Source organism: Bacillus sp. FSL W8-0640 (assembly GCF_038007725.1).
Lineage (GTDB): Bacteria > Bacillota > Bacilli > Bacillales > Bacillaceae_G > Bacillus_A > Bacillus_A cereus.
In genome coordinates, this window is the sequence record NZ_JBBOXT010000001.1 from 535,540 (window position 1) to 548,672 (window position 13,133).

Sequence of the window (13,133 nt, forward strand, 5' to 3'; positions counted from 1 at the left end):
TCATACAGGAAGACAATTACAGTAAGGAGGGAAAGGAATGGGCGAAGAAAATCAACCAAATTATACGATTTCACAGGAAAACTGGTCCCTCCATCGCAAAGGATATGACGACCAACAGCGCCATCAAGAAAAAGTACAAGAGGCAATTAAGAATAATTTACCCGATCTTGTAACAGAAGAAAGTATAGTTATGTCTAATGGCAAGGATGTTGTAAAAATACCAATTCGTTCTCTAGATGAATATAAGATTAGATACAATTATGATAAAAATAAACATGTTGGGCAAGGAAACGGTGACAGCAAAGTTGGTGATGTCGTTGCGAGAGATGGATCAGGTGGTCAAAAACAAAAAGGGCCAGGAAAAGGGCAAGGAGCAGGAGATGCAGCTGGGGAAGATTACTATGAAGCTGAAGTCTCTATTTTAGAATTAGAGCAAGCGTTTTTCAGAGAGTTAGAACTGCCTAATTTAAAGAGAAAAGAAATGGATGAAAACCGGATTGAACATGTTGAATTTAATGACATTAGAAAAACAGGATTATGGGGAAATATCGATAAGAAAAGAACAATGATATCCGCATATAAACGAAATGCAATGAGTGGTAAAGCATCTTTTCATCCAATTCACCAAGAAGACTTAAAGTTCCGCACTTGGAATGAAGTATTAAAGCCAGATTCAAAAGCTGTTGTATTAGCGATGATGGATACGAGTGGATCGATGGGAATATGGGAGAAATATATGGCACGTAGCTTCTTTTTCTGGATGACAAGATTTTTACGCACAAAGTATGAAACAGTAGATATTGAATTTATTGCCCATCATACGGAGGCAAAAGTAGTTCCAGAGGAAGAGTTTTTCTCAAAAGGAGAAAGTGGCGGAACGATTTGTTCTTCTGTATACAAAAAAGCACTCGAACTTATCGATAATAAATATTCACCAGACCGCTATAATATTTATCCATTCCATTTTTCAGATGGTGATAATTTAACATCAGATAATGCTAGATGTGTAAAACTTGTTGAAGAGCTAATGAAGAAGTGTAATATGTTTGGGTATGGGGAAGTGAATCAGTACAACCGCCATAGTACACTCATGTCAGCCTATAAAAATATTAAAGATGAAAACTTTAGATACTATATTTTAAAGCAAAAAGCAGACGTATTTCATGCGATGAAAAGCTTTTTTAGAGAAGAATCAGGTGAAAAAATGGCATAACCTCTTTTAAAGAGGTTCTTTTTTTGTAAACTTTTTATTTTCCTAGTTGACAATGATAATGAAAATCATTATCATTTATTCGAGAAATGATTACATTTCGAATTATATATTTCGGAGGAGATGTAAAGTTGAAACAAAATAAAAGAAAACGTATAAATGCAATGATTATAGCGGCAGCGTTATCACTTCCGTTTGCTGTTTATTCAACACCTGCTTTAGCGGCAGTAGCAATTGAGGCGAATAAAACTGGACAAGGTTTAGAAGATGGTACATATGATGCTGTTATTAAAGCGTATAAAGATAAAACGAATGAAGAGTCTATGGCAGCTGTTTATATAAAGGATCCGAAATTAACAATTGAGAATGGAAAGAAAATTGTAACAGCAACATTAAGTGATAGTGATTTCTTTCAATACTTGAAAACAGAGGATATTCATACTCCAGGTGTGTTTCATGATGTGAAAGTAATATCAGAAGATAAAAAGAAAAATGGAACGAAAGTGATTCAGTTTGAAGTAGGGGAATTAGGAAAAAGGTATAATATGCGAATGCATATTTATATTCCAACAATGGCCTATGATAATAAGTACCAAGTACAGTTTGAAGTAAATACATTGAATTTAGAGAACAATGTTCCAGAAAAACAAAAGGAAAATAAAGAGGATAAAGTGGATCAACAAGATGGAATTGGAAATGTAATAGTAGATAAGCAACTACAAAGGCATATTAATAAATATAATTTGAATAGAGAAAATCTAGATACTCCAATAACTAAGGAAGATTTATTAAAAGTTAAATCTTTAATAGTCGTTGAAGCTAAAAATAAAGGAATACAAGACGTAAGCGGTCTAGAATATATGACGAACTTAGAAAACTTAAAGTTGGAAGAAGTTAAGTTAAAAAATATAAAATTTATCTCGGGATTGAGACAATTAAAATCATTAAGTATAACCTATGGTGAACTTGAAGATATTGGACCTTTGGCTGAGTTAGAGCATATTGAGTTTTTAACTTTGAGAAACAATAAAATCTCAGATTTAAGCCCATTAAGCCAAATGAAGAAGATTAAAATGCTAGATTTAAATAGTAATTATATAAAAGATATTAAACCATTATTTACAGTGAAATCTTTAAAGACTTTGACTGTGGCAAATAATCAAATTAGTAATGATAACCTTGCTGGAATTGAGCAATTGAAAAATGTAAAAAACTTATCTTTAAGTAACAATGGACTTACAAATATTGAACATATTACATCAATGAAAAAATTAGTAGAGTTAGATCTTGCTAAAAATGAATTAGAAAACATCGAACCTTTATCAAGATTATCTACTGTACAATCACTTAATTTAGAAGAAAACTATATTTCAGATATAACGCCACTTAGTCACTTAACAGACTTATATGATTTAAAGCTAGGTTCAAATGAAATTCGTGATGTTAGACCTGTTCAAGAGCTAGGAAAAAGAATATATATCGATATTCAAAGACAAAAAATCTTTTTAGATAATGTAGAAAAAGATAAGGAAGTTAAAATACCTATCTATAATTTACAAGGAGAGCCACTTGATACTATTCAATTGAAGAGTGAAGATGGGATAGTTAATAATGGTTCTGTTAAATGGGGGACTACTGGTGAAAAAACATATGAATTTATGTTGGATATAAAGCCAGAAGAGAATCGTATTAAGTTTAATGGAACAGTAATTCAAAATGTTGTTGAAAGATTAGACGAAATCAAGGAAACAATAAAAGAGGATAATGAACAAAAGGAAAATGTAATTCTCGATAAAACTTTACAACAACATATTAATAAAGAGAATTTAGGTAGAGAGAATTTAAACGCTCCTATTACAAAAGAAGATTTATTACAGATTAAAAAATTAGAGATACTTAAAGAAAATGGAAATGAGATAAAAAATATAACAGGTTTAGAGTACATGACGAACTTAGAAAAACTCACTTTAGAAGGAGTAGGCCTGAAAAATATTGAGTTCATCTCAAACTTGAAACAATTGAATAATGTGAATGTATCTCATAATCAAATTGAAGATATAACACCACTATCTTCATTGGAAAATTTACAGTGGTTAAATCTTACAGATAATCGTATTAAAGATGTAACGGTTCTTGGATCAATGCTAGACTTACTTAGTTTAAAATTAGCTGAAAATGAGATTCGTGATGTAAGGCCATTAATACAATTAGGTCAGTGGATAACAATTGATGTTAGAAGGCAAAAGGTCATTTTGGATGATGCAGAAATAAATAAAGAAGTGAAAATTTCTGTATATGATTTAGAGGGAGAGCCAATTGAAAAAATTACACTAAAGAGTGAAGGTGGAACGCTTACTGATGAGGGAATCATTTGGCGTACTTTAGGAGAAAAAATATATGAATTTGATTTAGATGCAGATCATTATGAGACTGGCATATTATATAGTGGCATTGTAATGCAGAATATAGTAGAAAAATTAATACCAAAAGAAGAAGTGAAAGAACCGGTAAAAGAAGTTGAAGAAACAAAAGAAGAAGTGAAAGAACCGGTAAAAGAAGTTGAAGAAACAAAAGAAGAAGTGAAAGAACCGGTAAAAGAAGTTGAAGAAATAAAAGAAGAAGTGAAGGAACCGGTAAAAGAAGTTGAAGGATCGAAAGAAGAAGTGAAAGAACCGGTAAAAGAAGTTGAAGGAACAAAAGAAGAAGTGAAAGAACCGGTAAAAGAAGTTGAAGGAACAAAAGAAGAAATGAAAGAACCGGTAAAAGAAGTTGAAGAAACAAAAGAAGAAGTGAAAGAACCAGTAAAAGAAGTTGAAGAATCGAAAGAAGAAGAAAAAGAGCCGGTAAAAGAAGTTGAAGAAACAAAAGAAGAAGTGAAAGAGCCGGTAAAAGAAGTTGAAGGAACAAAAGAAGAAGTGAAAGAGCCGGTAAAAGAAGTTGAAGGAACAAAAGAAGAAGTGAAAGAGCCGGTAAAAGAAGTTGAAGGAACAAAAGAAGAAGTGAAAGAACCGGTAAAAGAAGTTGAAGAAACAAAAGAAGAAGTGAAAGAACCAGTAAAAGAAGTTGAAGAATCGAAAGAAGAAGAAAAAGAGCCGGTAAAAGAAGTTGAAGAAACAAAAGAAGAAGTGAAAGAGCCGGTAAAAGAAGTTGAAGAAACAAAAGAAGAAGTGAAAGAGCCGGTAAAAGAAGTTGAAGGAACAAAAGAAGAAGTGAAAGAGCCGGTAAAAGAAGTTGAAGGAACAAAAGAAGAAGTGAAAGAGCCGGTAAAAGAAGTTGAAGGAACAAAAGAAGAAGAAAAAGAGCCAACAAAAGAAGTTGAAGAAGCGAAAGAACCAAAGAAAGAAGTAAAAGAATCAGCAACAGGATTGGATCAAGAGCCAAAAGGGAATAATCAAGTTGTTGAAAACGAGGGAAGAAAAGCAGACACTTTAAATAAACAACATACTAATAAGCCAGAGGAAGGTAAGAAATTTTTACCATCAACAGGCGGTGAAGCTAGCACATCGACTTTACTTTCTGGCATAACACTTGTTCTTTCCGCACTAAGTATGTTCGTATTTAGAAAGAGATTATTTAAGAAATAAATAACGTTTAATCTTATTATTATATATAATTAATTTTTGCTTTTTTGAGAAGACATTATCATGGTGGTTTTATTAGAAACATGCATATGATGATGTCTTTTTTTACTAGAGAAGGATATTACTAGTGATTGTCTAAGTGTATTAGAAAAGGAGGGGAAGTTATGCATATTAATTCTATTTCAAAGATCGAAGAAGCTGCAGAATTTATTTCGATGATGAATAAAGATATTACGCAGCATGTTGGTTATTGCGGGGAAAATCATGAAGAAATATTGGACGCTATTCTTCATGGTTTTTCTGATATAGGGCGGGAGAAGTCTTTTGTCGTTTCTTATAATGATAATAATGAAATTGTAGGTGTATTAGGATTTGATATAGATGAGATAAGCGAAAGTGCGGAGATTTGGGGGCCTTTTATTATAGCTTCGAATTGGGGAGAGATTGCTTTAAGTATGTGGAAGAAACTTATCGAGAAAATTCCACTTCATATTCAAAAGTTTCATGGATTTTATCACGTGAAAAATAGTAATGGTATCGACTTTATGAAATATTTACAAGCTAAAAAACAAGAGAAACATAGCGTTTTAATTTTAAAGAAAACTAATGTGGAGCAATGTACAATAAATCAAGTAGAGGAAGCATCTCAACAAGTATTTGAGCAGTTTATTGTTTTACATAATAATATTTTTCCTAATACATATTATGAAGGAAATGAAATCATTGAACGTTTAAGTGATACGAATAAATTATTTGTAAGTATGAAGAATGGTAAGTTAGAAGGTTATGTATATGTTGAAGTAAATCCGGAGTTTCATGAAGCTAATATTGAATTTATTGCAACCGCTGAAAATAGTAGAAGAAAAGGTGTCGGAGAGCGGATATTACAAGGGGCAATTCAGTATATTTTCTCCTTCCAAGGGATGAGAGAGATAGTACTATGTTTGAATACGAATAATGATCGTGCGATGAAATTGTACAAGAAAGTAGGTTTTGAGGAAAAAGCATGTTTACAACACTATATAATAGAGTGAAAAACCCATTCATATGAAAATGATATTTCATATGAATGGGTTTTATTACGGATTTAGAAGTGATTTGAGGCGCCAATCGTTACATAACCTTTTTTATTTTTTTCGGCACTTCTTTCGTTTGCAAATTAACATCTTCTTTTCGTAGCTCTTTAAAGAGTGAAGTAACCATAAGAACGACTACAATAGAAAATGGTAGCGCAGCAATTATAGCTGCGATTTGTAGTGCATTTAATCCTCCAGCTTGTAATAAAATAGCGGCAATTATCGCGATTGTTAATCCCCATATAAGTTTTAAACTATTTTTCGGTGATAAACTTCCGTTACTCGTTTGCATGGAAACAACAAATGTTGCTGAATCGGCAGAAGTAACGAAAAATGTGGCTACTAAAATTAACCCGATAATCGTTAAAAATGTAGAGAATGGTAGATGTGAAATAACAGCAAATAATCCAATCTCTGTACCATTTTTTGCAATTTCATCAGCTATTCCAAGCGATTGGAACATTTCCATATGGATTGCGGTACCACCAAATACTGCAAACCAAAATGTACAGATAAGAGTCGGGACTAATACAACTCCAAAAATAAATTCTCTTATTGTGCGCCCTTTAGAAATACGAGCGATGAATGTACCGACGAATGGAGACCAAGAAATCCACCATCCCCAATAGAAAATAGTCCAGTTTTCAATCCAAGAAGAAGATTTTTCATTAAATGCTCCTAAATTTAATCCCATACTAGGCAAAGCTCCAATATAAGAACCGAGTGTAGATGTGAAATATTTCATAATAAATACGGTTGGCCCTAAAAATAAAAAGGAGACGAGTAAAATACCTGCAAGAGAGAAATTTAAGTTACTCAAATATTTAATCCCACGATCTAAGCCAGTTTGTGCACTCGTTAAATATAAAACGGCGAAGATGGCGATAAGTACGAGCTGTGTAAGTAAAGTGTTATGAATAGAAGGGAATAAATAGCTTAATCCTCCAGCAATTTGTTGAGCACCAATCCCAACAGATGGCACAATGCCAAATACTGTGGCTAAAACAGCTAAAATATCAACTGTTTTTCCGATACGAGAATTTTTCGATCGATTAAATAATGGAGTAACTGTAGCCCCGATAGTGCTACCTTTTTGTTTGCGGAATGTGAAATATGCAATTGTTAAAGCAACCATTGCGTATAGTGACCACGGAAAGAGTCCCCAGTGGAAAAATGAATATTGCATAGCGAGTTTGGCACTTTCCTCTGTCCCCGCTTTTCCTGTTAATGGATCTGTAAAATGTGAAATCGGTTCAGCGATTCCATAAAAGAGGAGTCCAATTCCCATTCCTGCCCCAAACAACATGGATAGCCAAGATGGATAATTATATTTTGGCTTTTCTCCATCTTTACCAAGACGAATAGAACCGTACTTAGAAAATGCTAAATAAACAGCCAAAATAATCATTGTAGTCATAAGTAGAGAGTAAAACCACCCAAATTTATTGAGGATAAATGAGTTTAAAGAAGATGTAACACTTTGTAAATCGTAGCCTTGTATCCAACTTGCTGGGGTAATTCCCCATATAATGAATAATGTTGTTAGCAAGAAGGAGATATAAAATACACTGTTTTCTTTTTTTATCATAGAATCCCACCCTTATTTAATAAAGTTAACAATTATAATAATCATAACAATTAAGTTTTTAATTGTCAAAAAATTACCTTTTTATAATGTGAAAGGATGCAATTTGTTTTAGGGAGGTAAAGAGCAATGTGTTCACGATATGTACAAATTATAGGAAGAAATAATATGAAATATTGCATTTTATATTGTTACATCCAGATTTTATGTTAAATTCTTGAATGGAATATTAAAATAGGGGGCAAGGATATGAACAAGAAATCAAAGATCAATAAAGTGATGCTTAGCATTAGTACAATGGCTTTATCGTTAGGCGCACTTCAAACTCATGCAGCAGCGGAAGAAAAAGTACCGTATAACGTGTTGAAAACGAAACCGGTTGGAATTGAAAAGTCGGTAGATGAAGTTGGACATATTTCAAAAGTTGATGAAACTTTATCATTTCAAGAACGTTTAAAAGTAGGAGATTTTTCACAGCGACCAGCATCTATTACGAAGAAAACTGCAGTAAAGCAAGTTAAAGAAAGCTATTCAATGGCTGATTTAAACAAAATGAATGATCAAGAATTAGTTGAAACGTTAGGCAGTATTAAGTGGCACCAAATTACAGACTTATTCCAGTTTAATGAAGATGCAAAGGCTTTTTATAAAGATAAAGGAAAAATGCAAGTCATTATAGATGAATTAGCTCATAGAGGTAGTACATTTACGAAAGATGATTCAAAAGGAATTCAAACGTTTACTGAAGTGCTGCGTTCAGCTTTTTATCTTGCATTTTATAATAGTGAATTAAGCGACTTAAATGAAAGAAGCTTCCAGGATAAATGTTTACCTGCTTTAAAAGCAATCGCAAAAAATCCAAACTTTAAGCTTGGTACAGTTGAACAAGATACAGTCGTATCTGCATACGGTAAATTAATTAGTAATGCTTCAAGCGATGTTGAAACGGTTCAATATGCATCGAATATTTTAAAGCAATACAATGATAATTATACTACTTATGTAAATGATCGAATGAAGGGACAAGCAATATACGATATTATGCAAGGTATTGACTATGATATACAGTCGTACTTAACTGAGGCTCGTAAAGAAGCGAATGAAACGATGTGGTATGGAAAAGTAGATGGGTTTATTAATGAAATAAATCGTATTGCTCTTCTAAATGAAGTAACGCCAGAAAATAAATGGCTCGTTAATAATGGCATTTATTTTGCTAGCCGTTTAGGGAAGTTTCATAGCAATCCAAATAAAGGATTAGAGGTTGTTACACAAGCAATGCATATGTACCCGAGCTTAAGTGAACCGTATTTTGTTGCGGTAGAACAAATTACAACAAATTATAATGGTAAAGATTATAGCGGGAATACAGTAGATTTAGAGAAAATACGTAAAGAAGGAAAAGAGCAATACTTACCAAAAACGTATACATTCGACGATGGATCAATTGTGTTCAAAACAGGAGATAAAGTATCAGAAGAAAAAATTAAGAGACTATATTGGGCTGCGAAGGAAGTAAAGGCACAGTACCACCGTGTAATTGGAAATGACAAAGCGTTAGAGCCAGGAAATGCGGATGATGTATTAACGATCGTAATTTATAATAGTCCAGATGAATATCAATTAAATAGACAATTGTATGGATATGAAACAAACAACGGTGGAATTTATATTGAAGAGACAGGTACATTCTTTACATATGAGCGTACACCAGAGCAAAGTATTTATAGTTTAGAAGAGTTATTCCGTCATGAATTTACTCATTACCTGCAAGGGAGATATGAAGTTCCTGGTTTATTTGGAAGAGGAGATATGTATCAAAATGAAAGGCTAACTTGGTTCCAAGAAGGAAATGCAGAGTTTTTCGCAGGATCTACTCGTACGAATAACGTTGTACCAAGAAAGAGTATAATTAGCGGATTATCATCTGATCCTGCAAGCCGTTATACAGCAGAGCGTACACTATTTGCTAAATACGGTTCTTGGGACTTCTATAATTACTCGTTCGCATTGCAGTCTTACTTATATACGCATCAGTTTGAAACATTTGATAAAATTCAAGATTTGATTCGTGCGAATGACGTGAAAAATTATGATGCATATCGTGAAAATCTAAGTAAAGATCCTAAGTTAAATAAAGAGTATCAAGAGTATATGCAGCAGTTAATTGATAATCAAGATAAATATAATGTACCGGAAGTAGCAGATGATTATTTAGCTGAACATGCACCAAAATCGTTAACTGAAGTGAAAAAAGAAATTAGTGATACGTTGCCTATGAAAGATACAAAAATGACAAAACATAATTCTCAATTCTTTAATACATTTACATTAGAAGGTACGTATACAGGTAGTGTCACAAAAGGTGAATCAGAAGATTGGAAAGCAATGAGTAAAAGAGTAAATGAATCTTTAGAACAATTGGCGCAAAAAGAATGGAGTGGCTACAAAACTGTTACAGCATACTTCGTCAATTATCGTGTGAATAGCTCAAATGAATTTGAATATGATGTAGTCTTCCATGGAATCGCAAAAGATGATGGAGAAAATAAAGCTCCAACGGTTAATATAAATGGCCCTTATAGCGGTCTTGTAAAAGAGGGAATTCAATTTAAAAGTGATGGCTCAAACGATGAAGATGGAAAAATTGTTTCTTATTTATGGGAATTTGGAGATGGAAGCACAAGTACAGAAGTGAATCCAGTACATGTATATGAAAGAGAAGGTTCTTATAAAGTATCGTTAAGAGTAAAAGATGATAAAGGCAAAGAGAGCAGAAGCGAAACAACTGTTACGATTAAAGATGGAAGTTTAACAGAATCAGAACCAAATAATCGTCTAGAAGAAGCAAATCGTATCGGGCTAAATAGTACGATAAAAGGTAGTCTTATTGGCGGGGACCACACTGATGTTTATACATTTAATGTAGCATCAGCGAGAGATATCGACATTTCTGTTTTAAATGAGTATGGAATTGGAATGACATGGGTACTTCACCATGAATCAGATATGCAAAATTATGCAGCTTACGGTCAAGCCAATGGGAATCATATAGAAGCGAAATTTAATGCAAAACCAGGCAAGTATTACTTGTATGTATATAAATATGATAATGGTGATGGAACGTACAAATTATCAGTAAAATAAGTGCTTTTCCAATGTATGTTTAACTTTACTTTTTGTGGAAAATAGTATATTATATAGATATATAATATATCGGTTATTTTCTAGGAGGAGCCTGTCACAATAGGTTTCTCCTGTTCTTTTTTAGAGGCCTGTCTTACAGGCTTTTCTTTAAAAGGTAAATAACTGAAAATTAAGAACTATAATCTTTGAAAGAGGTGGGGCATACATATAACAAAAAAGGGATTGTTTAAGAAAGGGGGATAAGAAATGGTCTTGTTTGGTTATCCACTTGAAACAATTTATTTATATGGATTTATTATTGCTACTATACTCACTGTTATTTATATCTTCTTTGGAGATATATTTGAATCGATATTTAGTTTTGGGGGCGGAGCTGTATCCGTTGTTACTTTATTACTTAGTTTCTTCGCCATGTTATGTGGGCTTAGTTATATAGGAGAATATTTGTTTTCCTTTAATAGTATTACTATTTTTGGGGCTGCATTTGCTATATCTTTTATCGGTGTTTTCATCATGAAAATACTAATTTTAAAACCGATTGCAGAAGCAGAGCAAAATACCGTACAACGTATGGATGAATTTATCGGTTGCAAAGGAGAAGTCATTACGACAATTCCTACAGAAGGATTTGGTGAAGTATTAATTTCATCCCAATTTGGAAGTAATGCAATCCCAGCTAAAACAGTTGGAAAAAAAGATATTTCGCAAGGAACAGAGGTTATTATCGAGGGAGTCCAAGATGGTGTTTTACTTGTACAAAACATCGCTTATTCTTTAAAGAAACCAAAATTATAAGGGGGAATTTACATGACGATTCCATTAATTATCGGTGGAGTTTTACTGGCAATTTTAATTCTACTCATTTTAGTATTCATTACGAAGTATCGTACGGTTGGTCCAGATGAAGCGTTAATTGTTACAGGGAACTGGCTTGGTGGAGGAAAGAATGTTGTTACCACTGATGATGGAAAGAAGATTAAGATTATCCGCGGGGGCGGTACTTTCGTAGTTCCAATTATGCAAAGAGCAGAACCTTTAAGCCTATTAAACTACAAATTAGAAGTTGGTACACGTGATACGTATACGAAGCAAGGTGTTCCAGTTACAGTAAATGGTGTTTCTATTATTAAAGTAGGTTCTACAATTGAAGAAGTATCTACTGCAGCTGAGCAATATTTAGGAAAAGAAACGGAAGAGTTAAAAGTAGAAGCAAAAGAGGTTTTAGAAGGTCACTTACGTGCAATCTTATCTTCTATGACAGTAGAGGATGCGTATAGTAATAGAGAGCAATTTGCTCAAAAGGTACATGAAGTAGCTTCTACAGATTTAAAGAAGATGGGACTTCGCATTGTTTCTTTCACAATTAAAGAAATAATGGATAAAAACGGATACTTAGATGCGCTTGGTCAGCCGCAAATTGCGACCGTTAAGCGTGATGCAACAATTGCGAACGCAGAGCGTGAAAAAGAAGCACGTATTGAAAAAGCACGTGCTGAAAAAGAGGCAAAAGAAGCAGAATATCAACGTGATGCACAAATCGCTGAAGCTGAAAAACATAAAGAATTAAAAGTACAGTCCTATAAGAGGGAACAAGAGCAAGCCCGTGCAGATGCGGATCTTTCTTACGAATTACAACAAGCGAAAGCACAACAAGGTGTTACAGAAGAGCAAATGCGCGTTAAAATCATTGAGCGTGAAAAGCAAATCGAGTTAGAAGAAAAAGAGATTGCGCGTCGTGAAAAGCAATATGATGCAGAAGTTAAGAAAAAAGCAGATGCAGATCGCTATGCTGTTGAGCAATCAGCGGAAGCAGAAAAAGTAAAACAAATTAAAAAGGCAGATGCGGATCAATATAAGATTGAAGCTGAAGCGAGAGCTCGTGCGGAAGAAGTACGTGTAGAAGGTTTAGCGAAGGCGGAAATCGAAAAAGCGCAAGGTCAAGCGAAAGCGGAAGTACAAAAAGCACAAGGTACGGCGGAAGCAGATGTTATTAGATTAAAAGGTTTAGCAGAAGCAGAAGCGAAGCAAAAAATTGCAGAGGCATTTGAGTTATATGGCCAAGCGGCAATTATGGATATGGTTCTTAAAATGCTTCCAAGTTATGCGAAGGAAGTTGCAAGTCCGCTTAGTAACATTGATAAAATTACAGTTGTTGATACAGGCGGCGGTGGTAAAAATAGCGGCGCCGGAAAAGTTGCGGGTTATGCAACTGATTTAATGGCAACGATGCAAGAAACGTTAAAAGCTTCTTCTGGAATTGACTTAAAAGAGCTATTAGAAGGATTTGCTGGAAAAGGAGCGGTACAACAATTATCAAGTGATAAACCTGTTGTATCTGTAGTAGAAGATGAGAAAAAAGAAGTAGAAAAAGATAAAGAATAGTAAGGTGGAAAGAACCTCTAGTAAGTGAAATACTGGAGGTTCTTCTGTGAATTATAATATTTCGAATAATATACATTTTTATATATTGTTTTAATTATTTAATTTATATAGAATGAAAAAGGTATGTATTAACTCTTTAATAGAAAAAGAGA

At 33.5% G+C, this 13,133-nt stretch carries 7 protein-coding genes; 6 read left to right on the plus strand and 1 reads right to left on the minus strand.

Annotated elements, in window-relative coordinates:
- Nucleotides 1-37: 37 nt before the first annotated feature.
- The 3 genes from yhbH to N2V80_RS02835 all read left to right on the plus strand — a co-directional run bounded on the left by yhbH (nucleotide 38) and on the right by N2V80_RS02835 (nucleotide 5,825).
- Nucleotides 38-1,213 (plus strand): sporulation protein YhbH, encoded by a 1,176-nt coding sequence (gene yhbH, locus N2V80_RS02825; protein WP_000503518.1) that lies wholly within the window; start codon nucleotides 38-40, stop codon nucleotides 1,211-1,213.
- A 128-nt stretch (nucleotides 1,214-1,341) separates the two neighbouring features.
- Nucleotides 1,342-4,794 carry an NEAT domain-containing protein gene (locus N2V80_RS02830; protein WP_340979392.1) on the plus strand — a complete coding sequence of 1,151 codons (3,453 nt, stop codon included), beginning with the start codon at nucleotides 1,342-1,344 and terminating at the stop codon, nucleotides 4,792-4,794.
- A gap of 161 nt (nucleotides 4,795-4,955) precedes the next feature.
- Nucleotides 4,956-5,825, plus strand: a complete 870-nt coding sequence (locus N2V80_RS02835; RefSeq protein ID WP_061655575.1) for a GNAT family N-acetyltransferase — start codon at nucleotides 4,956-4,958, stop codon at nucleotides 5,823-5,825.
- A gap of 79 nt (nucleotides 5,826-5,904) precedes the next feature.
- Here the strand turns inward: N2V80_RS02835 and opuD are convergent, their stop codons facing one another.
- Nucleotides 5,905-7,455, minus strand: a complete 1,551-nt coding sequence (opuD, locus tag N2V80_RS02840) for a glycine betaine transporter OpuD (protein ID WP_000591580.1) — start codon at nucleotides 7,453-7,455, stop codon at nucleotides 5,905-5,907.
- 246 nt (nucleotides 7,456-7,701) lie between these two features.
- Between opuD and colA the strand changes: the two genes are divergently transcribed.
- The 3 genes from colA to N2V80_RS02855 all read left to right on the plus strand — a co-directional run bounded on the left by colA (nucleotide 7,702) and on the right by N2V80_RS02855 (nucleotide 12,981).
- Nucleotides 7,702-10,599, plus strand: coding sequence for a collagenase ColA (gene colA / locus N2V80_RS02845; RefSeq protein ID WP_061655576.1), 2,898 nt, complete (start codon nucleotides 7,702-7,704; stop codon nucleotides 10,597-10,599).
- A 246-nt stretch (nucleotides 10,600-10,845) separates the two neighbouring features.
- Nucleotides 10,846-11,394, plus strand: a complete 549-nt coding sequence (locus tag N2V80_RS02850) for an NfeD family protein (protein ID WP_000242433.1) — start codon at nucleotides 10,846-10,848, stop codon at nucleotides 11,392-11,394.
- Between the two features lie 12 nt (nucleotides 11,395-11,406).
- Nucleotides 11,407-12,981, plus strand: coding sequence for a flotillin family protein (locus N2V80_RS02855; RefSeq protein ID WP_000155019.1), 1,575 nt, complete (start codon nucleotides 11,407-11,409; stop codon nucleotides 12,979-12,981).
- Nucleotides 12,982-13,133 lie beyond the last annotated feature (152 nt).